Below are 23,991 nucleotides of genomic sequence, written 5' to 3'. Positions count from 1 at the left end.
AAAAAATTGCAGCATTCCTAATTTTACTGAGTAATAAATTTAACTGCTTGTAAACTACAATCTTTATGCAATTGAACTTATAAAATTACATTATTTTAGGTTTTATACAATTTATATCCTACAGTCGCTCCAGATGGGCCAGTTTTTAAATGACACGTGTCGCATTCAATCTAGATGCTCAAAGTAAATTGAATCTAGCAAATTACAAAGTGTCCATTGATAACTTTCGCCACTCAGATGTTTTTTTATAATAAATTCTACGGAATTTTGCTAAGTACTACTTCTACCTTTGGTGGGAAAATTCTGTAAACTCAGCTAAATACGAGTGCCAAATCTGCCATCTAAGATTATGCTAATTTTTGACTAAACTGATAAGCCAGTCAAAATGATGACTAGCAAAGAGCAGATACCACAGTTGGAAAACCCTACATCTCAACCTTAATTTCTGACTATTATTGTTGAACCCGCTTTGTCATTCCTCCAATGAATCATTTAGTGCTAATGATAATTGTTTCCATTGTTACTAAGAATAACTGATAAGACTTTCCCCAACTTCCATCACAAGAATCAAGCAACTACTACTAAAGACATAGAATCTAAGTTAAGTTTATTTGTGATTCTGAATACGTTGCCTATTAATAAAATTCACAACCAGATTCTCAACTTCTTAAAGAAGTTGGGAACCTGAGCCTTTCGATTTTCAAATTCATTATGAAACTATCTGGCACAGGTAACGAGTAAAACTAGTGAGAACAAGCAATAGTCGAACTCATAGTATCTAGAATTGAAAAGATAGATATTAATAAGTTAAAAAGAATTGTATAGAAAAGCACATATCAAGTTAATAATTATCCGCCTCTTTAGTTAGAGGATAAATGAAGTAGTAAGCTGGTGTAATTTAACAATGCGTAACAGCTAATCAACGCGCAAGTTATAAGGAGTGATGGGTGAGGTGTCAAGGCTATAAAATCTCGTCACTCCTTTTTACTTACATGAGTTTATTAGCTTAACGAATGCCATCATTATCAATGGCGCTGTAGCTGTCGCTGGGAAAAAGCCTGAACCAAGGGTCAGAACTAGGAGTTAAAAATAGTTGGGCGTATACTTGTTCATTGAGTGCTTTCACACTCCTATATAATGAATGCTATTGCCTGTAATCGTTCGCTCCAACTTACGTCCGTCGCCAAAATCAATAGTTACTTTGGGTACAGGGCGCACTGATTGCCAATGCAAAATCAAGGGGTCTTGAAGCAGTTTAGAAATTTCAACATTCGGATACAGCGCTACTCTGAAAAACCTACTATTAGCACAACTCAAATCTTGATCCAGGCTACCCAATAACCGCAGAGATAGAATGGGTTTACCACTGGTTCTAGCAGCAGCTTTGGCTTGTTCTATATCAGTGTACCAGTACAAACCAGAGGCGTAGCCCGCACTTCGGCAAGCTCAGTGACCATCGTAGATATCACCTTTCTTAGGTCTTGATATAAAAGTATAAAGAGTTTTTATTTAATTAGTTGATTGTTGATATTTAACCTACAGCATAATCTGTAAATTGGCGCTTAAATGGTGAATGAAAGCCGATGACAATATCCTGCTTGGGGATACCTAAATTTGCTAAATCTTCTCCTACTTCATTTTCTGTTCCATTGTGTTGCAGCCAAACTTTACCATCTTTGATGTCTAAATGTATAAAACAACCATAGACACGACGTTGGTTTTTCCAGCCGACATTTACAAGTTGATAGTGGTGGCGTTCTGTGTCAAAAATTAATTGAGTTTCAACTTCTGAGTATTGACTAGAAATTGCAGCATATTGTTCGAGAAGTTGCTGAATTATTTCTTGATATTTTTTTAGTTTATCCATTCGACAATCTCCTCGGTTACAGGCTGATAAGTAATCAATTTAAGCTGATATATTTTGATAATGTTTTGTACAAGTCTGATAGTAAAGAATGAAGTATAGGTATCGATGGGAACTGCTAAATAAAGAGTTCGGTCTGGTTCTTGTTCGGATAATGCTAATCTATAGTTAATAAACTGTCCTAAAGCTGTGTGAAATTCAGAAATCGCAGATGTTTTAAAAAAACTTTTAATTTCAACAGCGATTTTTACACCCTCTCTTTCTGCTGCTAAAATTTTTTCCGCACCTAAGTCTATATACATATCTCCTAACTCGAAACTGACGGGTAAGGGATCGTGGGTAATTTTCCACCCTTCTTTTTCTAGTCCTTTTTTGACTGCGTTGTGAAAGATATCTCTTGCTGGCATAATATCGCATTATAGTTAAGTTGACACTAATGATATCGGACTCTTCTACAAGGGCGACGCCGAATAGCCCGTTGTAGACATCGCCACTATAAAATTCAGATGGATTAAACGTAGGTTGGGTTGAGGCAATGCCTTACCCAACAACATAATTTATGTTGGGTTTCCTTACGTCAACCCAACTTACATTTAATGCACAAATTTAGGCTTTACACGGCACTAGATTTATGCAAAAAGTGGATTATTGCAGCAAAGGAGTTATGCTGTTACCGTTAGTTGACGCATTCGCAATTGCAGCTTGAGCAGGTTGAGTAACAAGAACCGCTACAACTGGAGCAACTTTTGAACTAGATTGTTTATTTCTTTTTCCATTAGAGCCGCCAGCCTTGGAATACTGTATACTGTTTCTGCCGTAAATAGTTGCAACTCCACTTAGCATTCGTTCAGACATTTCGGAGAGGGCTTTATCCATCTGGGTTATTGTTTTACGCGATTCTTCAAGATTGGATACAAGGGTGTTATGAGCTTCTAACGTCGCACGGGTAGTGTTAACGAGGTGGTTGTAGGCTTCAATGGTTAATCCATGTCCTAAATCCAGATTTTCATCAATGGATTTAAGCAAGGCGAGACGAAGTTGGGCTTTGTCAACAGCAGCAGAACCACGAGTTCTTAAAGACATGAGATATCCTTTTTTTTAAGAATTCCTTTTTCAACATAGTGGAGTATCCTTTTGCCTGAGATGGGTAGTTTTGTGGATTTATTTCCTTAAAACTTCAACGAAATAATTACGAGTTTGTCTGTATTCTTACTCATTTTTCATATCGATTTGTTGTTTGAGAATAAGTGCAATCAACAAATGCGAACGCTAAATCAACAAATGCGAACGCCAAATCAACAAATGCGAACGCCAAATCAACAAATGCGAACGCCAAATCAACAAATGCGATCGCCGAATCAGCAAATGCGATCGCCGAATCAGCAAATGCGATCGCTAAATCAACAAATGCGAACGCCAAATCAACAAATGCGAATCCCAAATCAACAAATGCGAACCCCAAATCAACAAATGCGAACCCCAAATCAACAAATGCGAATCCCAAATCAACATTAGAAAGGGGAAACTAGAACATCTAATTCCCTCCCCTTTATAAGCTACGGTGTACATACAAGTCGAATTACCCCCCTTATAAAGGGGGGAAAAAAGAAATCTAGTTCCCTCCCCTTTATAAGGGGAGGGTTAGGGTGGGGTAACTTCCCGCAACCTACAAATAACTTCCCTAATCTTATCCACCACACCATCAATATCTTGATAAACTTCTGGATTCGTAAATCTCAAAATCCTTGTACCTTTTGATTCCAAAAACGCTTGGCGATCGCGGTCATATTCTGGAACTCCATCTTGATAGTGACTATCACCATCAATTTCTATGGCAAGTCTCAATTCCGAAGAATAAAAATCCACTACAAATCTGTCAATACTGTATTGTCTGCGAAATTTACAGCTTTCAATTTGTTGATTTCTAAGTTTTGCCCAAACTATTTTTTCAGATGGGGGCATATTGTTTCTGAGAGTTTGCCGTTTGTGCTTTTCTGAGCTTTGGTTATACAGTTTTGTCATCAGCGTTTTCATATTCCAGGAATGTGCTTATTATTCCCAGGATTACCCCCCTTAATCCCCCCTTGGAAAGGGGGGAAATTGGAAAATCTATCTAGTTCCCTCCCCTTGTAAAGGGGAGGGTTAGGGAGGGGTAATTCAATAACTTGCGTGTACACCGTAGCCTTTTTAACGAGGATCTAAAACTTTTTACCTCTCATTTTTCAGAAATTGAGGATAATATCGTTGAAGCTTCATCAAGATGCGTCTAACTCACACCTGCTCATGAACGAACAGCGTTTACACGCTTATAATCAGCTAATTCAAACCCTGCTAGATTGCCCTAGCGGGGAAGAACCAGAGATATTAGCAGCGAATACAGAATTGCTAGATGCTGACTTTGTGCAGGTTGTAGCAGCAGCAGAGCATTTTGCCCAGCAGGGAGAGGAAAATACTGCCGAGTTTAAGCAAGTTTAACCGTTTTTATACGCAGATGAATATATTTTCTGCGTATTTTTTATGAAAAAAAGATTCATCCCAATGTATATTTCTGCATTCTTTTGGGAATCATAAATCGAGGAAGAATTATAGACCACAAGGTATGACTTCCTGAAATATCACGTAACTTTTAGAGGATAATTATGTCTAAACGCAAGTTGCCCAAAGGCCGTAGTATTAGTTCAGTTGCTCTAGAACCAGAAGTTGCGATCGCAATCCTTGGGTTGTTTTCCGCAGCTGCTGATGGTGAAGGTATTTCTTCAACAGAAGAATATACTTTGAGTGAATTTCTCGGTCGGGTTGACTTATTTGAAGATTACTCTGAAGAAGACTTTGAAGAATTGAACGAAAAAGTCGTCAGCTTGATTGAAGAAGAAGAACCAGAAGATTTAATCGCCCAGTCCATCGAATCCTTACCCAATAAAAATTATCGTGAAGCTGCATACATCACAGCTATCTTAGTAGTAGGGATTGATGAAGAAGTACCCGAAAGTGAACAAGATTATATCTCTGAGCTTCAAGAAGCCTTAAATATTTCAGACGAACGCGCACAAGAACTTATAGACGCAGTGTTTGAAGAGGAAGAAGAGGAAGAAGAGGAAGAAGAGGAGTAATCTTTTTTGAATTGCAACCTCACTCATCTACCATCTTTAATTTGGGGTTACTAATTTAGAATATGAAATAATTTTGTTTGAGTTAAGTTGTTCAGATTCCCGGCTTCATGAAGAAGTTGGGAATCTTGCATTTTATCAAAATTAATCTGATAGAGCACTAATTAGAAATTAGACAAAAATCAGCAAAAAGCTGAATTGATAAATTTGTAGAGTTATCCAGAACCCTTGTAGAGATGTAATACCATTTCACTTTAAGGTTGATACAAATAGGCAGCAGGGGGAAAGAGTTAGAGACAAATCATTTGTATCAATCATTTCGTGAAATGGTATAATATCATGTCCGCATAATTAGTTATGCTAACCACAGTCATTACGCACCACCATTTTTCAGATAAAGGTAAAATATCCTTGAGCGATTGCCATTCAACTTTCACATCACGTTATTATCGGATCTTGTGGAATTTTCGTGCATAACTCGATAGCATCTATGACCGCCTCTCACTCCGAAACTCCATCTACCAAGCCCGATGCAAGTACTTTTATTTCTGACCATCAACAGGTGGATCGCAGTAAGCTAAGTCAAATGTACTTGCATTATGTCGAGACAAAGGATAAATATCCTCACGCGGTATTGCTGTATCGGGTAGGAGATTTCTTTGAATGCTATTTCCAAGATGCCGTAAAACTAGCGCAAGAATTGGAATTAGTTCTCACTAGTAAGCAAGCTGGGGAACAGGGACGGGTGGCGATGTCTGGTGTTCCGCATCACGCTTGGGAACGCTACGCGACGATGCTAGTAGAAAAAGGCTACGCAGTGGTAATTTGCGATCAAGTGGAAGATGCTTCTGAAGCTGCTGGGAGATTGGTGCGGCGGGAGGTAACGCGCATTCTTACACCCGGCACTTTGCTAGAAGAGGGAATGCTCAAATCCAGTCGCAATAATTACTTAGCAGCAGTAGTAATTGCCGCAAATCATTGGGGATTAGCTTATGCAGACATCTCCACAGGTGAATTTCTCACCACTCAAGGTAGTGATTTAGAACATTTGACACAAGAATTAATGCGCTTGCAACCTTCAGAGGTGTTAGTTCCGACAAATGCGCCTGATTTAGGTAGTTTGCTGCGTCCGGGAGAAACTTCGCCACATCTTCCCCAATGTTTGCCACCATCATTTTGTTATAGTTTGCGATCGCAACTTCCCTTTTCTCAAGGAGAAGCTAGACCTAGATTATTGCAGAAATTTAAGGTGCGATCGCTCGAAGGACTCGGTTGCGATCATCTTCCTCTCGCCGTTCGTGCAGCCGGCGGTCTTCTGGAATACCTGGAAGATACTCAAAAAGAAAACCCTGTCACCCTCCAGAGACTTCGCAGCTACACTGTCACCGACTACCTAATTGTTGACAATCAAACCCGCCGTAACCTAGAAATTACCCAAACCGTTCGGGATGGCACTTTTCACGGTTCCCTACTTTGGGCGTTAGATAAAACTAGTACAGCAATGGGTGGGCGTGCTTTGCGGCGGTGGTTGTTGCAACCCCTACTCGATATTAAAGGCATTCGGGCGCGACAAGATACCATCCAAGAATTGATGGAAAATACGCCCCTGCGTCAAGATTTGCGGCAGTTATTACGGCAAATTTATGATTTGGAACGCCTCACAGGAAGGGCGGGTTCTGGTACAGCTAATGCTAGAGATTTAGTAGCTTTGGCAGATTCCCTCTCACGTTTACCAGAATTATCCAGCTTAGTAGTTGAGACGCGTTCTCCTTTCTTGAAAGCTTTGCAGAAAGTCCCAAGTGTGTTGGAAGAATTGGCACAAAAGTTACACTTACATCTTGTAGAGTCGCCACCCATACTAATTAAAGAAGGCGGATTAATTCGCCCCAGTGTAAATCCCCTATTGGATGAAAGGAAGGCGACTGTAGAAGCAGACCAGCAATGGATTGCCAACTTGGAAGTTGATGAGAGAGCTAAGACAGGAATTTCCACACTGAAGGTAGGATTTAACAAAACCTTTGGTTATTACATCAGTATTTCTCGCAGCAAAGCCGACCAAGTACCCGCTAACTATATCCGCAAGCAAACTCTGACCAATGAGGAACGTTACATCACCCCCGATTTAAAGGAACGAGAAGCTAGAATTCTCACAGCGCGAGATGATTTAAATCAGTTGGAATATGAGATTTTTACGGCGTTGCGGGAAGAGGTAGCACAAGAGGCGGAAGTAATTCGCAATCTGTCTCGTGCAGTAGCGGCGGCGGATGTGTTGTGTGGTTTGGCTGAGTTGGCGGTGCATCAAGGTTACTGTCGTCCCGAAATGTTGCCAGGAAGGGAGATAAACATTGTTGATGGTCGTCATCCGGTGGTGGAACAGTCTTTACCTGCGGGTTTCTTTGTGCCGAATTCAACGCAATTGGGTCAAGAGTCATTAGCAGATGACGAAGAAAAAATAACAAATGACAGTCCCGATTTGATTATTCTTACTGGGCCAAACGCCAGTGGCAAAAGTTGTTATTTGCGTCAGGTGGGATTGATTCAGTTAATGGCACAGATTGGTAGTTTTGTACCAGCTAGATTAGCCAGATTGGGAATATGCGATCGCATTTTCACCCGTGTCGGTGCAGTAGATGATTTAGCAACTGGTCAATCTACCTTCATGGTGGAGATGAATGAAACCGCAAATATTCTCAACCATGCTACATCTAGGTCGTTGGTACTATTAGATGAAATTGGTCGCGGGACAGCGACATTTGATGGTCTTTCCATCGCTTGGGCAGTGGCAGAATATATAGCAGTGGATATTCGGTCACGCACAATTTTTGCCACGCATTACCACGAGTTAAATGAACTGGCTAGCATTATACCGAATGTGGCTAATTATCAGGTGACAGTGAAAGAATTACCCGACCAAATTATCTTTTTGCACCAAGTTCAACCAGGAGGTGCTGATAAGTCTTATGGAATTGAAGCGGGAAGATTGGCGGGTTTACCAGCCGTAGTTATTCAACGCGCAAAACAAGTCATGGGGCAAATTGAAAAACACAGTAAGATTGCGATGGGACTGCAAAATCTTGATGGGTAAGCAAGTTCGTAGTAAGAATTTTAGTCCTTATTTTTTCAGCACTAAAGTACTTACTACAAACCGAGGTGTTAATTACTGGCGAAAAATTTCTACTTTTTGTAACACCACTTCTTGATTCGGACGATCTCTAGTTGTAGCCACATTAGCAATCTTGTTGACTATATCTAGACCTTGGACAACTTCACCAAAAACACTGTGTTTGTTGTCAAGGTGAGGTGTTGGTGCTTCTGTAATGAACCATTGCGAACCATTAGTACCGCGTCCCGCATTAGCCATCGACAGGATACCTGCACCTGTGTGTCTCAATTCAGGATGAAACTCATCCTCAAATTGATATCCCGGCCCACCAGTACCCCATCGGCTGGCCGTATCCAAATAACGACTCAGAGGATCGCCACACTGAATCATAAAATCAGGGATAACCCGGTGAAAGCGAACCCCATCGTAAGCTGGAGTTCCCTTACCAGATTGACCAGTTTTAGGGTCTTTCCAGTCGATTGTTCCAGTTGCTAGACCGACAAAATTTTTGACGGTGTTAGGAGTTCGTTCTTCCTCCAAACGAACTACAATTTCACCCAAGGAAGTAATTAAACGAGCGTGCAGTGTTCCATCACCGGGAATATTAATTTCTGGAAAATTCATGAGGTATCCTATTTTGAAAATTGCCAGTTTTTGACCTACGATAAGCTTATCAGCATTCAAGTTACAGGTTTACAGATTACGAAAAAACTAAACTAAGGAAACTTGAGAAAACGAATATTTTACTCTGGCAAATTTATCGCTGGATTACGGCTAAAGAATCCTCTAGGGACTAACTTAAAGCCAACTCGGTGAACAGGCATCACAGGCCAATCTTCCGAGCGCGGAATATGAGTTACACCCATTGTGTACCACAGTACAATATCTTCACCCAGCAAAGACTCATCATCTGCAATATATTTTGGCAAACCCTGTCCGGGTTGAGTTTGGTTGGGATAATCTCCCCCAGCATAAAGTTCAGTAGGTTTATATTTTGTTACCCAGAGATGATGAGTCGCAAATTCTGCCCTTTCCCGGATTTTTGAGCCTTCTACAGGGAAAAAGATGGAATTTCCTTCAGGCATCAGCATATATCCAGGTGCAGCCCCTAAAACATTCTTTTTGTCTGCACTGACAATCATCCATTCCCGACTGCTTTTCATATCTAAATCGCGCACAGCAGCCGTTTCTTTGGCTAGTGGCGTTTCTGCAACTGCGATCGCATTTCCTAAAGGATTTTTCTCATTCATCGGCAAAGCATTCACATTCATTTCCATCACAGAATTAGCCTGGCCATCGATATCGAAATCTAGACGATAGTTGAAAAAGTGCTGGTGATTTACTCCAAAGATATTCTTAGCAATTAGCCGACCATAAGAATCATCATCAGATTGCTTTTGGGCAGCTGTTCCTTGCGCCAGTATAATACCCGTTAATTCATTTTGGACTTCCAAAGTCCCATCCTGGTGAAAGAGCCAATTGATACTGTAATCATAGTTGTCAATGGCTACCGTCATCTTCATCACTAATTCTCGACTGCGACGGACATCATTACGCTGAGTATTATATTCATAGTGTTTCCACAGCATTCCGTTATCACGCTCGTAGATACCGATAACCCCTGGTATTTGATAAGGTTCTCCCTGCTCATTAGCAAATACAGCATTTAGCAACAAGCCATTTTCAGGAATTTCTTTACCTAATTCCATCGTATTTGCTAGTAGACCTAAGTTGTATTCTCCAACATCAAAGGCATTTCTGAACGACCAAGTAGGCTCAGGATTGCCATAAGGTACTACCATTTCTGAGAGGCTAGCGCGGTATAAAACTGGTCGAATATTTTCCCCGTCTTTGTGCGTCACTTGGTAGAGCATTAATCCATTACGAGGATGCATTGAATAGCGAAAATTCCAACCTTGCCAGCTAATCTCATTGTCTTTTATCTGGAAACTTCTACCATTAGTTTGAAGGATTTTCAATGCTTTAAGTGGTGACAGTAATTTAACCAATGATTTGACATCGTAATCCCAGTTTTCTTGAGAAAAAGGTATGTTTCCTTTATCAACAAAACTGGCAATTTTACCCGTGTTCAAATTGACTGTTGCTAAGACTCCTTCAATCGGACTACCGTAATAGTTCCAGCTTTTGCCTTTGTAGTAAGATAAGCCGCGACAAAGACGATTACCTGTTGCTTCTTCCTGTTCACTCAGAATTCCTGGTGCCCACCAACTAATTTTGACTTGCTCAAAATTAGTAATTCCCCGCTTTTGCATCGCTTTTTGCCATCGCGGATCGGCTTTAACCACCTGAGTTGCTAGTTCATATTCTGAATTAACGATCGCAGGTTGAACAGACGGTATTTCTTTCCAAGAACTTAAAGTTTTGCTTCTCAGGTCAACAATTCCCTCATAGGTTTTATTTTCTGAACGTTCATAGATTACCAAAAAAACTTTTCGCCCAAAGACTTTACCAGGTGTAAAATTTAGAACTTCTTCTTTATCTGGTTCTTGTAAAGCAATAAGTGGAAAAGCTGCCATTTCGCTCAAAGTTTTTTCTCTTTGAATGACCGAAACAGCTGTGCTAATTTCTGACTCGGTTAGCGAAGTGAGAGGATGGGAAATCGAAGGCTGTTGAGCCGTCAATGTTTCCATTAATCCGAGTGAGAAAGAAATGACAACAATGATGGCAATAGCTAGCCATAAAAAACGCTTGAGCCGCTTAATCATCTTTTACATTTTTACAAAAGACTTATAGTTATCTATTTCCAAACCTAAGATTGAAAACCGATAAATTAAGAGGCTAAAGCTAAATTAATTATAATAAAAGAACCCCACCCCGCTAAAGCACAGCTTTGGCGGGGTGGGGTTCTAGGTATTATGCTTAATTACCTGGACATTATCTTACGCCGAAACCAAACGGCGTAAAGATTCAGCACGACGTTTAGCAATAGAGTTATTTGGAGCAAACTTGAGTGCTTCTTCGTAACTTTGTAACGCCTGAGTAGTTAATTTTTTCTTCTCGTAGGCATGACCGAGATTATTTAATCCTGTCACGTAGTCTGGTTTAGATTTGAGAGCTTCTTTGTACTGACGAATTGCTAAGTCATATTGCTCTTGGGTAAAATAAACATAGCCTAGCCCGTTGTAGACGGGGGCGATATTTGCTTCTTCCTCTTCTTCGGCAGCTTTCAGAGCTTTTTGAAATAGCGCGATCGCTGGAGAATACATTTTTTTTTCTGAATAAATACTGGCTAACTCATAATATTCTTGAGTCGTACCCTTTTCTTTCTCTAACTTCTTTCGCAACTTTGCAAAAGAGCCTTCAACCTTGCGAGTTTTGAAAATCTGGCGAAAAACACTCACGGCTGCAAGTGTGAGTAAAACCACCAAAATTGAGAGATAAACAACGGCTAGACTGTTATCCATTGCTGCAAATACAAATATTATAAAGTTTGTTATTTGTCATTTGTCATTTGTCCTTGGTTATTCGTTAATGACTAATGACCAATTTACGGTAAACCCCAATATTGAGAGCGTTGCTGGAGCCAACCTTTTTCTAAATAACGAGCGATCGCTTGATTCACATTTCGTCTTAACTCATCGTACTGCAATCCCTTGGGCATTACTACAGACAAGGGTTCAGTTGATAACTTAGTTGGCAGTAACCGATATTGAGGATATTGTTGTACCCAACCGCTTAGAACACTAGCATCTGCGGCAAAGGCTGTTGCGGTATTATTTTCTATTCCCTCTCGCGCTTCTTGATAGGAATCCACTGCTACTAACTCGGCGTTTGGCAGATAGTACCGCACTTTAGCAATGGTACTGGAGTTGTTGAGCACGGCAATTTTTTGTTTTGACAAATCACTCAACTGCTGCACAGAAGCATCTTTTGTAACTAATACAGTGCCATCCAAATAGTAGGGAACACTGAAACTAACTATGCGGGCGCGTGACTCGGTTGCTGTGACTCTAGCGATCGCAAAATCAACTTTCTTGTCTAAGACTATAGACAGGCGATCGCGATTCGCTACAGGTTGGAATTTTACAGCTTCGGCTTTACCAACCAAGTCAACTGCCAAACGCTTGGCCAAGTCAATTTCTAAGCCTTGCAAATTCCCGTTGTCATCTTTAAATCCCAAGGGACGCAAGTTATCTTTCACCGCAACATTTAAATAGCCCCGCTGCTGAATTTCTGACATTTCGGCAGCAGATGCAGTTAATCCTGTCCCCACTAGAGAAAAGCAAAAAATCCAAAAGATAGTGGCGGATAATACCAGATGTAACCGAGTAATTACTTGCAATTTGTTACATCTGTTATACATCCCTTACCACCTTTATCCTTTAGCTTGAATTGCCAATTCAGCAACCTTGCCGAAACTAGCTGGATCGAGGACTGCCAATTGCGCCAACATCTTGCGATTTAGTTGGATATCAGCTTTTTTCAAGTTACCGATCAACTGGCTGTAACTCAAGCCGTGTTGCCTGGAAGCAGCGTTGATGCGGGCGATCCACAGGCGACGAAAATCGCGCTTTTTCTTTTTGCGATCGCGGTAGGCACTCCGTAGCGCCTTCATCACTTGTTGGTTGGCAGTTCTAAACAGAGTTGAATGGGAACCGCGAAAACCTTTAGCTAGTTTGAGAATTTTATTGCGGCGTTTGCGAGCTACATTACCGCGTTTTACCCGAGTCATAACTTATTTCCTAAAATACTTACAAATATGGGAGCATCAAGCGCACGTTAAGTTCATCGCGTTCGTGTACAAGCGTACTCTGGCGCATACCACGTTTTTTGTTAGAAGATTTGTGTTCTAAAAGGTGGCTTTTGAACGCTTTACGACGGACGATTTTGCCGCTACCGGTGGCACGGAATCTTTTTGCCGCGGCTTTACGAGTCTTTAGTTTAGGCATGGTCTAGCTTTGATTCGACACGATCCATTATTATATACTATTAAAATTGCTATAACTGCAATTAAATAAAGGATTTAGCCAACGGCGATCGCTGTAGATCAACTTAGCTTCACTTATGGATGAGGTCAATATAGTTGAATATGACCCACATTGGGCGACTTTGTTTACAGAAGAAGCCGAGCGGATTTGGCAGGCACTAGGCAATGATTTAGTTATAGAAATTGAACATATTGGTAGTACCGCAGTACCAGGAATGGCAGCCAAACCAGTTATTGACATCATGGTGGGAGTGCGTTCCTTAGTAGATGCAAAATCTGCTATTTTGGCTTTAGAATCTTTGGGATATGTTTATTGGTATGAAGACCCGCATCCTGGACGAATGTTTTTTGTTAAAGGAATGCCGCCATACGGAAAGCAACGTACTCATCATGTTCCCATAGTCGAGATTGACAGCGAATTTTGGGAGCGCAAGCTATTTTGCGACTATTTGAGAAAGCATCCTGAAGAGGCGAAACGCTATGAAGTTCTAAAACGCGATTTGGCGGCAAGTTTTCGGAGCGATGGCGAAGCTTATACGAATCGTAAAAATGACTATATCCGTGCTTTGATGGTCAAAGCACGGAATGAGGATATGGAAAAAAACCAAAGCCATTGATTTATTTAACTTTTTTCAGTGGCGTTAGCTTTGGGATCTAAAATTATTTGCGAAGTGGATTTATTCACATGGTAAATCCAAGATTGTTCTTTAACCTTGACAATCACTTCCCAGCCTTCCACTGGGTCGTACTGCTGGGTGCAGACTTCGCCAAAGTTGAATTGGCAGAGATTTCCAAAGGTTTTTGGTGTAGTTTGAGTAATTTTTAAATCAGCAATTCCCACCCCTGAACGCCTTGAGGCATCGCTCAAAATTGCATCTGCGATCACCTTCGGCAATGTTTGTAAAGTAATTACTTTCGGATCTAAAAGGATTTGCTTTCCAGATTTATCTACATGGTAAGTCCACGAATCTTGACGGACTCTGACAACTACCTCCCAGCCTTCAATGGGGTTGTATTCTCTAGTACAAACTTCTCCAAATTTGAACTCACAGGGATTACCAAAGGTTTTCGATGTGACTTGGGTAATCTCTAATTCCCGTTTACGTAGGCCGGAATTCTTGGACGCATTTCGTAAAATCTTATTAGCGATCGCTTTCGGCAACTCGTTTGCTTGCGATTTGGATAATTGAGTGCCGTCTGGGTAAGTAATAGCCCCAGCAGAATTGTTTTCAATAAGTCCGAATCCACAGGATAGCAAGCTTGTCAACACCAGTGTCAAGAAAATTCCTCTGGGTGACTGGAAGGTGCTTTTAATTACGGCAGATGCTTGGATGATTGATTTCATATATTATGTATTGATTGTTAAAAATTGAACGGATAATATCGCAATTACAATTATAATTTGTTTGACGTTGCACTCTCAATTCAGTTTCCTTATAAGGAGTGGGAGAGTAGTAGTGCTGAGTGCTGTTATCTATCCGCTAACGGGATTGTTTTGCCTAATGCCCAATGCCCAATGTCCCATCCCTTATACTTGTTTACTCATTGCCGCTAAATTCACCACACATTCAGGAAATTGACGTTTTAATGCTGGAAACACCGGACAAGGCGCTTGTTCTTGTAAATTATCCGGTTTACTCCAAGTAAAGGGGGCTTTCTGCGCCGCAGACATCCACAACAGAAGCTTTGCTCGTGTCATGGCAACATAGAGTAAACGATACTCTTCAGATGTTTTCAAATTTTTTGCCACCTCCCATGCCTGACTAACATCCGGTATGATAGATTCTTCGTGGAGAGTAGCGCGAATTTGGGCGCGGGCTACTTCTGATAAGGTAAAATCGCCTAAAAATTGGCTTTGGGGAGGAACCCAAAATCTGCCAGGAATCAAGTTTTCGTGGAGAAAGGGAAGAAATACATAGTCCCAATCTAGCCCTTTAGCTTTGTGCATAGTGATAATCGTCAGTTGACCACGACGGGTATAACGTTCTTCCGAATCCTCGGTTTCCACTGGTTCAAACCGTTCGGAACTAACGATTTCACTTAAAGCTGAAAGCATTCCCCCCATCGAACTATTGCCAGCTATCTGCTGGTTTACCCGTTCTGCGAGTTTATCAGCAGTTGCCAATTCTGCCTGGTCGTAGTTTAAGGTCAAGGCGAGAAAGGAAATTAGCTGGTACAAGGGTAGTTCCAAGCGAGCGCGAAGTAAATTGCGACACAAGCGGGCAGCTTTTTGTACTGTTTCTGGCTGGGGTGTTGCTAGGGGGCCAGGATACAAAAACTCTTCTGGCAGACTAACAAGGGCGTTGAGGTCTTGGGTAGGAATTAATTGGCGCTGTACTAATGCTTCTAGGGCGGCTTTGAGGTAATCGGGGGAGTGGGGGCGATCGCAAAATTGCAATAATGCCAAAATTTCTTGAGGAACATGGGAACGGCGATCGCGTTCTCCCACATCGTAAAGTGTAATTTTATGCTCTTTGCACAGAGGTGTTAGAGCCTCTGCTAACCATCGTCCTTGGCGATTTTCTCGGACTAAAATCGCTGCACTATTTTTTGTTGGATCTTCACCAAATAACTCAATCACCCTTTGAGATAACAATTCAACAGTGTGATGAATGTCACGCGGTGTATAAAGCTCTAATCCTCGTCCTACGGGTGCGGGGTTGGCGTTAGCTTGCGGATCGCCAGCTTCTACAGGGCGAATTGTCTGCAAACGAAATGGTACTTGTCGGTTGTCAGGAATCTGTTGTTTGTTGTTAGTTTTGGTTGTTGCTAACCACTGATTATTGATCCATTTGAGGGCAAAGTTAGCGGCTTCAATGATAATTCTAGTACTGCGACCAGCTCGATCCATCGTTGCCAATCGTTCGATGCGATCGCACTCTTCGCAAAATTGCCGGAAATAAATCGGATCGGCTGGGGTGAAGGTAGAGTTAATCGCCTGGTTAGGGTCGCCAACTCGGACTAAATTTAGTGGGGAGTGCGTAGAGACGCGATGAATCGCGTCTGTATTGAGTGAGGAATTAAGAGTTAGGAGTGAAGAATTCTCTCGCTGATATTCCCCATTACTTGCCAAAATTTCCAATAGCTGCGTCTGAAGAGGGCTAGAATCTTGGGCTTCGTCTTCAAAGACGGCGAATATTTGGTTTTGCTCGATCTGACGGGCACTGTCGTTTTCTAAAACGCGCAGTGCAGCTAAAATCATATCGTCGTAATCTATAAAGTCACGCGATCGCATCAAGTTTTGATATTGCTCGTACAATCCCGCTGCTACACTCAAAATTGCATATTCGTCTGTGGTTTGTTTACTCCACTCCCGCAACAATTCTGGCGATATCCCAGAACTTTTTGCTTCATGAATTACCGTATTAGCCAATTCTGGTAATACTTCTGTTCGCAGCACCGATTGACGACGCAACCTTTCTGTCTCTTCTCCATCAAATTGATGACCTTCCAATAACCGCAAATATACATCTGGATTATTTACAATCCATTGCTCAACAGCAGTTCTGATAAAGCGGTGACTTTGGGTTGGTGTAATTAATATGACATTTTCTAACTGCAAACCCGACAAATCAGAATGGCGGTTGGCAATGTTCAACGCTAGACCGTGTAGGGTATAAACAAAAAAGCCCGTCTGAGGTAAGGATAAATCATCTCGTAAAAATTTGCGAATCTTCGCTTTAATATTGGCAGCAGCGGAGCGAGTAAAAGTAACGACTACCAACTGACGGCGGGAGGATGAACGCTCATATTGACGGGCAATTGCGATCGCCGCCGCCGCCGCCATCCCAGTAGATTTACCTGCACCAGGAACGGCTGAAATAGCCAAAGGACCAGATTGCCAATCAGCCATTTGCTGCTGTCCAGGGCGGAGACTGTTGCGGATTGCGAGAATTTTCTCCTGCAAAGAAGGAATAAGCGATCGCTCAGACAATTCTGAGTCGAGTAATTCTTGAATAACAGGAGCAGTAAATTTAGAGTCGGACATCTTAAATTATATATTTTAAATAGATATTGAATTTAATTCCCAAACCGCAGATATGAATAATCTTCGGTGATTCTTAATCCCAAATTACTAACAAAATACTCCACCTTTCTTGTTTTAACTGTTCTAGTAAACGGTCTGCATCAAATGCGTGTATATATACTTAAATATTATGTCAACCCCCTGACTAAACATATAACATTTAGTTAATTTGTTTAGTTAGGGGATTGTTAAGAAAGTTAAACTAGTTCTTTGAGTTTACCGTTCTTCCACAGTTGATTCACTAAAGATAGCTACGTACAACCATCCTGCTAAAATAGCCCCCAAGATAGGAGCTATCCAGAACAGCCAGATTTGCGAAAAGAGTTCTACACCTGCAAATAGAGCAACTCCAGTGCTACGGGCAGGATTAACCGAAGTATTGGTTACAGGAATACTAATCAGGTGAATTAAAGTGAGTCCAAAACCAATTGCCAGTGGTGCAAATCCTTTAGGAGCACGGCTATCAGTCACACCCAGAATAATCAACAGAAACATGAAAGTCATCACAACTTCAGTAATGAGGCAAGCAAACAGCGTGTAACCACCTGGAGAATGAGTACCATAGCCGTTGGTAGCCAGTGGGTTGAAGCCAGTCAGCGTAAATCCAGTTTTGCCGCTAGCAATCAGGTAGATAATGCCCGCAGCAACAACTGCACCGATCACTTGAGAGAGGATGTAAGGTAGTAAGTCAGACCCCGGAAAGCGCTTACCTGCCCATAGTCCAAACGAAACAGCTGGATTGAAATGACCACCAGAAATATGACCAAAAGCATAAGCCCCTGTGAGGACAGTAAGCCCAAATGCCAGGGATACACCTACTAATCCAATACCCAATGGAAAAGAAGTATTCTCGCTGATTTTGGCAGCATCTTCTGTGTAGGCGGCGGCTAGAACAGCACTACCACAGCCACCTAAAACAAGCCAGAATGTGCCGATAAATTCGGCCAAACAACGTTTCGTAAGAGACATTTTCAGAAAACTCCTTGTTCAGCTACAAACGAGTAATAGCTATGTTGAATAATGCTTGAGTCATTCCTGTAAACAGGAAATCCATTGCGTTTGTTTCGTTATGAAACTAAATCGAAAAAATAGTAATTTGTTTTTTCCTCAATAATTGTGGTGATAAAATATGAAGATACTGGAAAAGCTAAAATCCCAAAAAAATGCTTAATTTATTAAGAATTTTGCTCTCATGATATAAAACTCATATTTGATTTTTTAAATATCCGTAGGGGAGCCAGTGCGTTGCGGTGAATCCAGCGCTGTAGCCGGGTTTACCTCTGTAGGCGACTGGTGTTAGCGTAGCGGTAGCAGCTAGCTAGCTGTGCGTAGCGTCACCAGAAGGGAGGTTCCCGACGCTCGTAAGCGTTACGTTACGCGATAACACAATGCCAGTCCGCTCAAGTCGAGCCAGCCGCTTGCGGGGGTTTCCCCCGTTGTGCGGACTGGCGTGGGAAACCCGCCCACAGAACTGGCTCCCCTACATTACTTAAATTTTTTCAAAAATCAAATCGTATTGGTATATATCTGTTGAGATTCTTGATCCAGTGCGTTCTATTAAAAGTTATTACGAAATTCAAATAATTTTTGTGCTTTATACACTTTCAGCTTAAAAAATTTGGGTTTTTCTTGTTACAGTCGTTACTTTGTGACTGTTCAGGGGATGTCATCATCCCTCAAAATATGGAATTACACAAGTCAGCGAAAAATCAAGGGTTTAGGCAAAGCATTGCCAAGCCAGTGCCAAGTTCATGTTAAGAGAGTTAAAGTAGATGGGGCATTGACTAAACAAAAAATTGAACCAATGCCGCCATTTCCTATCCGCTGTTTGGACAGTCAAAACAAGTTCACATCACGCAGTTAGTTCTGTCTAAAATTAAATTTATTCGTCAATCTGCCATGAATCCTTGGTTAATTCTTCATCCAGAATTTTCTTAGGACGCACAATGATAATAATTTGTCCTAGTAGAGGAATTTCTGGCTCAGTTTCAAACCATTGAAAATCTAATTCACCACCATTTTCAACGACAAAGTAGCTGGAGGCATCCCATTCTCGTTGGGCACGATCTATTACTACTACGACTAGCCCTATTTGGCTTTGGGTTTGGATGGGAAAGCGATCGCTATTCGCTAAAATCACTACTGGATCTTCTGCCGCCAGTAGCACTTGCCAACCTGGTAAGGGCACCCAAGCTTGCTCTCCAGAAAACTTGACCATCCGAAATGGTTCTATTTCTGTCAGTATGGGCACAGCTTGCAAGTCTTGCCGCGATAATGGCAACTCGCCTACTACAGGTAAAATACGCGGTAACTGTTCCTCAAATTCCAGACGGTAAAATGGTAAAATTGGCGCTGGACGCTGGGGAACGGTAGTAAAATCAGTCAGTAACTGTTCGATTTTTTGCCTTGCATCTGGCGTGTGAGCAAAGCGTAAACCTTTGGCAATTAAACGCGATCGCTGTTGTAAATCTGCATTTTGGCGTGCCAGTTTCCAAACTTGGTGAGCAACAGCATCCCCAGGATGAGCAGAAAACCCTTCTGGTAAAGTGCGGAAATAGGAGAACTCTTTAATTGCTTTTGCTATATCCCGTGCCTCATCAGCATCAACGTTGTGGATGAAGATTAGTTCGGCGGCGGCGGCGCGTTCTTCTTGGGTGAGCAAACGTAGCTCGTATAAAACATCGCTGCCACGTGTAGTATAGTGCGATCGCGTTTCTACCGATACTCCAGAGTTTTCCAAAGAATTGTAAACTTGAGAACCAACAACCACCTGATTTTGTTGAATTGGCTCAAATCCAGTCGCCTCAAAAATTTCTTGGGGGTTATAACCGACTTTTAGCAACGAGGCGATCGCGGCTCCCCATTCCACCCAGTTGCCTTGTTTTTGCCTCAGCCTTCGCAGTAACTCTTGTGCTACATCGTTGGTAGCATTATCTTCGGGATTCTGAGTGTTGGGTGGTAGATCAGTCATAATCGGAGTGCGAGCTTCAACTTGAGAGGTTAATTAACACCTCATGAGCAAGTCTTATTCTAATCTATACCCAGACCTACACCTCATCCACGATCAAAACTGCCATAGTTTTGCTGATTTAGTTAATTTTTATAGCGCAACATTTTTTAATTCAGATATTTAGGCAGACAAATTTCCTCTGTAGCGCTCACTATTAGCGTTCTAAAATATGCAAAATAACTCCGTATAAACCCTTGGCAGTCTTCGGCTATTCTCAACTAAACTTGGTATGGAATATAACAAGAGAGTGAATATTTAAAGGAAAATCTTATGGATAAACCCAATCTCGAAATTGATAAAGTCCAATCTCAAGTGATGACTCTCGAACGACCAAAAAAGTTGAAAATCCTGGTAGTTGACGATGAGCCAGATAATCTCGATTTACTTTATCGCACATTTCGACGCGACTTTAATGTTCTCAAAGCTGATAGTGGGGTAAACGCTCTACAAGTTTTGGCAGCAGAAGGGGAGGTAGCAGTGATTATCTCCGATCAACGGATGCCAGAAATGAAAGGGACTGAGTTTCTCAGCAAGACTGTACCTCAGTTTCCCGATACAGTGAGAATAATTCTCACTGGATTTACTGATATAGAAGACTTAGTAGAAGCAATTAATGCCGGACAAGTCTACAAATATATCACCAAGCCTTGGGACCCAGGGGAACTGAAGGCAGTGGTGCAAAGAGCAGCAGAAACCTACGACTTGCTTAAGCAACGTACAGAAGAATTACGCCGTGCTCATGCTCAAATGGCGCTGCTGAGTGTTTTGGTACAGGTAACTCAAGCCGCTTCTAGCTTAGAAGAAACTCTCGCTCCCATTGCTAGGGCTGTGAGTGAAACTTTTGGGGCAGAAGGCTGTATTTTACAACTTACAGATGGAAATACTCTGGTTGCAACTCAAGGAACTTACAGCGATACAGGTACAATAGAAAATTGGCTATCTCAAGACCCACTAACCAGGGAAGCGATCGCCACGGGACAAATGCAAGTTTCCTTAAATGTACTTAAAAATACTAAATTAGTTGATGCGATTCACTACAAAAATACGAATGTACAAGCACACTTAGTGATCCCAATTAGCTACCGCAATCAACTTTTGGGTGTATTGTCGCTACAGTGGAAACAACCTTGCACTTTGCGAGAAGATGAATTGGTGCTAATTAATTTATCAGCACAACTAGTGGCGATCGCTCTGACTAGTAGTCACTCTCATTAGGGTATTGTGTAGTTGTCATTAGTCATTTGTCCTTTATCCTTGGCAAATGACGAATGACTAATGACCAATGACTTATTGACCAATGACTAACGAAATTCAGTCCATTTTTAACCGTATTGCTCCAGTTTATGACCAGTTGAACGATTGGTTGAGTTTGGGACAGCATCGAATCTGGAAGGAAATGGCAGTAAAATGGAGTGCAGCTAAACCAGGAGATACTGCATTAGATTTGTGTTGCGGTAGTGGTGATTTAGCTTTACGTTTGGCACGGCGTATCGGAGCTACAGGACAGGTGTATGGAGTGGATTTTTCCCAAAACCTGCTAGAAAAGGCTAAAGAACGCTCACATTGGCAGTACCCCCAACCTGCTATCAGCTGGGTAGAAGCTGATGTCCTCAATTTACCCTTTGACGACAACCAATTTGATGCCGCAACAATGGGCTATGGTTTAAGAAATGTTAAAGATATTCCCGGCAGTCTCCAAGAGTTATACCGTGTTTTGAAGCCGGGAGCTAAAGCCGCAATTTTAGACTTTCATCGACCGAGTAATCCTCAGCTACGTGCCTTTCAACAGTGGTATCTGGACGGTTTTGTGGTGCCAGTTGCCAATTATTTCGGCTTAAAAGAAGAATATGCTTACATCAGTCCCAGCTTAGATCGCTTTCCCATCGGTAAAGAGCAAATAGAGTTAGCTCATCAAGTTGGTTTTGCAGTTGCTACACACTACCCCATTGCGAACGGTATGATGGGAGTGCTAGTGCTTAGTAAGTTAGGAGTTATTAGTTAAAAGTTATGAATTATGAGTAGTGATAAATTCTCATTTAAAATTTATCATTCCTAACTCCTAACTCTTGTACAGACGCGATTAATCGCGTTTCTACTCTTAACTCCTAACTCTAAGCTCTAACCTCCTAACTTTTTTAATTCTTCCCTTGGACTGGTCTCATCTTTGGCTTTATGTGTCTCCCCCGGTACTGGGTGGAATTATTGGCTATTTCACAAATGATATAGCCATCAAAATGTTGTTCCGTCCTTACCGAGCAATTTATATCGCTGGACGAAGAGTACCCTTCACCCCTGGATTGATCCCCCGCAATCAAGAACGTCTGGCTAAGAACATTTCTAATACAATCATGGGGTCACTATTGACACCACAAGAATTGCAAAATTTGGCGCGGCGTTTGTTGCAAACAGAACGCGTGCAATCAGCAATTCTCTGGTTGTTGCGGTTGGCAATTGAACAAATAAAAGCAGATAAAAACGAGAAAAGTGCCAAAATTGTAGCGGGAATTTTGCGGGATTTACTAGGGGAGTCCTTGCCACGATTGCTTAAGGTTTTAGCGCGGCGTGAAGATTTTTTAGAAGTGCAGATCAATCAAATTTTTGACCAGATATTGCTGGAATTTCAACTGAGTGAAGAACAAGCTACGCGGCTTGCTGATTGGTTGTTGCAAGCAGTTTTACCGCCGGATCTGCTGCGCCAAACAATAGTTGATTTTTTGACCGATCGCACGATTCAAATTATCGATGAAGGCTTCCGCGAAAAAACCAGTGGGACTTATTGGGTAGTAGCAAATTTGTTTGGCTTACGTAATACTCTTACACGCCTGCGAACTTTTTGTTTGGATGAAAAAGAGGCTGCTAATAGTCGCTTGCAGGAATTGACTCAAGATTTGCAGATGCGCGATCGCATTCGGAAATTACTGCAAAATTTATCATTACAAAACTTGCCAATGGGTACGGTTCGCCAACTCCGAAAAACCACCCGTGAAAGTGTCCGCCATTACCTGCAAAATAGTGGTAGTGATTTTTTACAAGGATTAACTGATTCTGTTGATTGGGAAAATATTGCTGTAGTGCTGCTGAATCGTCTTAGTACTTCACCAGTTGTCAGTACTTCTTTAGAGGTGATGAGTCAAGAGTTGGCTCTAATTTTAGATAAGTATTTAGAAAAAGATTTAGAAGTAATTGTGGCACAGGCTATTCCTATTTTGTCGATAGATGAAGTGATAGTTGACCGTGTAAAATCAACTTCACCGGGTGATTTAGAAGCTGCAATTGAGGGAATTGTCAAAAATGAATTACAGGCGATTGTGACTTTAGGTGGTGTTTTAGGTTTTGTTATCGGGTTATTGCAGACAGCATTTTTAATATTAAGTCAATATTAATTTTGTGTTTTTATCTGTAAAATTTTATCAAATTATAGTTGCAATTTGACCAAATTATGAAATGAGTGGAATTGAGCGATCGCCTTTTCAGAAGATATCTGAGTAAAAAGCGATCGCTAACTCAAAATCTGTGCTAAATTCAGCACAAATTCAGGTAATACATCCTCTCCTGATAAGCTAGTAGGCGATGTCTCCGACGGGCTACGCCTACGCAAAACCTCAACTTCCTTTCCTGGGCGGTAAATTTCCACCTGTTGGTTTTGCGGATCAATCAGCCATCCTAAACGCACACCATTGTCAATGTACTCCTGCATTTTTTGTTGCACAGACAAGCGTTTTTAATAGATAATGCTGGGTAACACTTTTGCTCAGTCGTGGTTTTGGGTAGCGATCGCGCCTCACCTGGCTCAAAGTTTCTCTAACGACGGTAGCCGGAAGTTTGGGACTAAAATTATCTGCCACTGGTTAATTTTTAGATATAAAATTAATACCCAAATGGGTAAAGTTCCGACTCCTAAAAAAAATTTACTAGTTTCTGTAAAGCACAGA

At 41.5% G+C, this 23,991-nt stretch carries 22 protein-coding genes and 2 pseudogenes; 8 read left to right on the top strand and 16 right to left on the bottom strand.

Annotation, left to right across the window (positions count from 1 at the left end; translation table 11 throughout):
- Positions 1-1,131: 1,131 nt before the first annotated feature.
- From V7L12_RS24695 to V7L12_RS24680, 4 genes and pseudogenes are all read right to left on the bottom strand, one after another.
- A pseudogene (locus tag V7L12_RS24695) lies at positions 1,132-1,428 on the bottom strand (hypothetical protein); the annotation flags it as partial.
- A gap of 103 nt (positions 1,429-1,531) precedes the next feature.
- Positions 1,532-1,867: a XisI protein gene (locus V7L12_RS24690; protein ID WP_335088356.1), complete on the bottom strand. Its 336-nt coding sequence runs from the start codon at positions 1,865-1,867 to the stop codon at positions 1,532-1,534.
- Positions 1,855-2,271, bottom strand: a complete 417-nt coding sequence (locus tag V7L12_RS24685) for an element excision factor XisH family protein (protein WP_335088354.1) — start codon at positions 2,269-2,271, stop codon at positions 1,855-1,857. The genes V7L12_RS24690 and V7L12_RS24685 overlap by 13 nt, the downstream gene beginning before the upstream one ends.
- A 238-nt stretch (positions 2,272-2,509) precedes the next feature.
- Entirely contained in the window at positions 2,510-2,947 is a 438-nt protein-coding gene (locus V7L12_RS24680) for a hypothetical protein (RefSeq protein WP_335088352.1), read from the bottom strand.
- Positions 2,948-3,124: 177 nt separating this feature from the next.
- On the opposite strand from V7L12_RS24680, the gene V7L12_RS24675 reads away from it, so the two are divergent.
- Positions 3,125-3,379, top strand: a complete 255-nt coding sequence (locus V7L12_RS24675) for a hypothetical protein (RefSeq protein WP_335088351.1) — start codon at positions 3,125-3,127, stop codon at positions 3,377-3,379.
- Between the two features lie 126 nt (positions 3,380-3,505).
- Here the strand turns inward: V7L12_RS24675 and V7L12_RS24670 are convergent, their stop codons facing one another.
- Entirely contained in the window at positions 3,506-3,886 is a 381-nt protein-coding gene (locus V7L12_RS24670) for an endonuclease domain-containing protein (RefSeq protein WP_335088350.1), read from the bottom strand.
- A 261-nt stretch (positions 3,887-4,147) separates the two neighbouring features.
- On the opposite strand from V7L12_RS24670, the gene V7L12_RS24665 reads away from it, so the two are divergent.
- From V7L12_RS24665 to mutS, 3 genes are all read left to right on the top strand, one after another.
- Entirely contained in the window at positions 4,148-4,339 is a 192-nt protein-coding gene (locus V7L12_RS24665) for a hypothetical protein (protein WP_335088348.1), read from the top strand.
- A gap of 164 nt (positions 4,340-4,503) precedes the next feature.
- Positions 4,504-4,974 carry a tellurite resistance TerB family protein gene (locus V7L12_RS24660; RefSeq protein WP_335088346.1) on the top strand — a complete coding sequence of 157 codons (471 nt, stop codon included), beginning with the start codon at positions 4,504-4,506 and terminating at the stop codon, positions 4,972-4,974.
- Positions 4,975-5,461: 487 nt separating this feature from the next.
- The gene (mutS, locus tag V7L12_RS24655; RefSeq protein WP_335088344.1) at positions 5,462-8,056 is read left to right on the top strand and encodes a DNA mismatch repair protein MutS; all 2,595 of its coding nucleotides are present in this window, start codon (positions 5,462-5,464) and stop codon (positions 8,054-8,056) included.
- A gap of 72 nt (positions 8,057-8,128) precedes the next feature.
- Here mutS and V7L12_RS24650 read toward each other — a convergent pair whose 3' ends face one another.
- The 6 genes from V7L12_RS24650 to rpmI all read right to left on the bottom strand — a co-directional run bounded on the left by V7L12_RS24650 (position 8,129) and on the right by rpmI (position 12,984).
- The gene (locus V7L12_RS24650; RefSeq protein ID WP_335088342.1) at positions 8,129-8,698 is read right to left on the bottom strand and encodes a peptidylprolyl isomerase; all 570 of its coding nucleotides are present in this window, start codon (positions 8,696-8,698) and stop codon (positions 8,129-8,131) included.
- Between the two features lie 119 nt (positions 8,699-8,817).
- Positions 8,818-10,800 (bottom strand): primary-amine oxidase, encoded by a 1,983-nt coding sequence (locus V7L12_RS24645; RefSeq protein WP_335088341.1) that lies wholly within the window; start codon positions 10,798-10,800, stop codon positions 8,818-8,820.
- Positions 10,801-10,974: 174 nt separating this feature from the next.
- A complete protein-coding gene (locus V7L12_RS24640; protein ID WP_335088339.1) occupies positions 10,975-11,499 on the bottom strand; it encodes a tetratricopeptide repeat protein in 525 nt (174 codons plus the stop codon).
- Between the two features lie 83 nt (positions 11,500-11,582).
- Positions 11,583-12,398: a transporter substrate-binding domain-containing protein gene (locus V7L12_RS24635; RefSeq protein WP_335088337.1), complete on the bottom strand. Its 816-nt coding sequence runs from the start codon at positions 12,396-12,398 to the stop codon at positions 11,583-11,585.
- A gap of 12 nt (positions 12,399-12,410) precedes the next feature.
- Positions 12,411-12,767, bottom strand: a complete 357-nt coding sequence (gene rplT / locus V7L12_RS24630; RefSeq protein WP_104908268.1) for a 50S ribosomal protein L20 — start codon at positions 12,765-12,767, stop codon at positions 12,411-12,413.
- Between the two features lie 19 nt (positions 12,768-12,786).
- Complete coding sequence (gene rpmI / locus V7L12_RS24625) at positions 12,787-12,984, bottom strand: 50S ribosomal protein L35 (RefSeq protein WP_335088335.1); 198 nt, start codon at positions 12,982-12,984, stop codon at positions 12,787-12,789.
- 115 nt (positions 12,985-13,099) lie between these two features.
- Here rpmI and V7L12_RS24620 point away from each other — a divergent pair, with 115 nt between their 5' ends.
- A complete protein-coding gene (locus V7L12_RS24620) occupies positions 13,100-13,639 on the top strand; it encodes a GrpB family protein (protein WP_335088333.1) in 540 nt (179 codons plus the stop codon).
- A 5-nt stretch (positions 13,640-13,644) separates the two neighbouring features.
- Here the strand turns inward: V7L12_RS24620 and V7L12_RS24615 are convergent, their stop codons facing one another.
- From V7L12_RS24615 to V7L12_RS24600, 4 genes are all read right to left on the bottom strand, one after another.
- On the bottom strand, positions 13,645-14,367 hold the full coding sequence (locus V7L12_RS24615) for a hypothetical protein (protein ID WP_335088331.1): 723 nt from the start codon (positions 14,365-14,367) through the stop codon (positions 13,645-13,647).
- 183 nt (positions 14,368-14,550) lie between these two features.
- Positions 14,551-17,010 (bottom strand): ATP-dependent helicase, encoded by a 2,460-nt coding sequence (locus V7L12_RS24610; RefSeq protein ID WP_335088329.1) that lies wholly within the window; start codon positions 17,008-17,010, stop codon positions 14,551-14,553.
- A gap of 255 nt (positions 17,011-17,265) precedes the next feature.
- Positions 17,266-18,018, bottom strand: coding sequence for an aquaporin Z (gene aqpZ / locus V7L12_RS24605; RefSeq protein ID WP_335088327.1), 753 nt, complete (start codon positions 18,016-18,018; stop codon positions 17,266-17,268).
- Positions 18,019-18,931: 913 nt separating this feature from the next.
- On the bottom strand, positions 18,932-20,020 hold the full coding sequence (locus V7L12_RS24600; RefSeq protein WP_335088325.1) for a RuBisCO accumulation factor 1: 1,089 nt from the start codon (positions 20,018-20,020) through the stop codon (positions 18,932-18,934).
- 309 nt (positions 20,021-20,329) lie between these two features.
- Between V7L12_RS24600 and V7L12_RS24595 the strand changes: the two genes are divergently transcribed.
- The 3 genes from V7L12_RS24595 (at position 20,330) to V7L12_RS24585 (ending at position 23,442) form a co-directional block, all read left to right on the top strand.
- Complete coding sequence (locus tag V7L12_RS24595; RefSeq protein ID WP_335088323.1) at positions 20,330-21,274, top strand: response regulator; 945 nt, start codon at positions 20,330-20,332, stop codon at positions 21,272-21,274.
- Positions 21,275-21,356: 82 nt separating this feature from the next.
- Positions 21,357-22,061, top strand: coding sequence for a bifunctional demethylmenaquinone methyltransferase/2-methoxy-6-polyprenyl-1,4-benzoquinol methylase UbiE (gene ubiE, locus V7L12_RS24590; protein WP_335088322.1), 705 nt, complete (start codon positions 21,357-21,359; stop codon positions 22,059-22,061).
- Between the two features lie 145 nt (positions 22,062-22,206).
- Entirely contained in the window at positions 22,207-23,442 is a 1,236-nt protein-coding gene (locus V7L12_RS24585) for a DUF445 domain-containing protein (RefSeq protein ID WP_335088320.1), read from the top strand.
- A 116-nt stretch (positions 23,443-23,558) separates the two neighbouring features.
- Here V7L12_RS24585 and V7L12_RS24580 read toward each other — a convergent pair.
- Positions 23,559-23,771, bottom strand: a pseudogene (locus tag V7L12_RS24580) (Uma2 family endonuclease); the annotation flags it as partial.
- Positions 23,772-23,991: the final 220 nt, after the last annotated feature.

It is taken from the genome of Nostoc sp. (genome assembly GCF_036918245.1).
Classification (GTDB): Bacteria; Cyanobacteriota; Cyanobacteriia; order Cyanobacteriales; family Nostocaceae; genus Nostoc.
The sequence above is the reverse complement of the archived record's forward strand: the minus strand, read 5'-3'. Positions and strand labels throughout refer to the sequence as shown.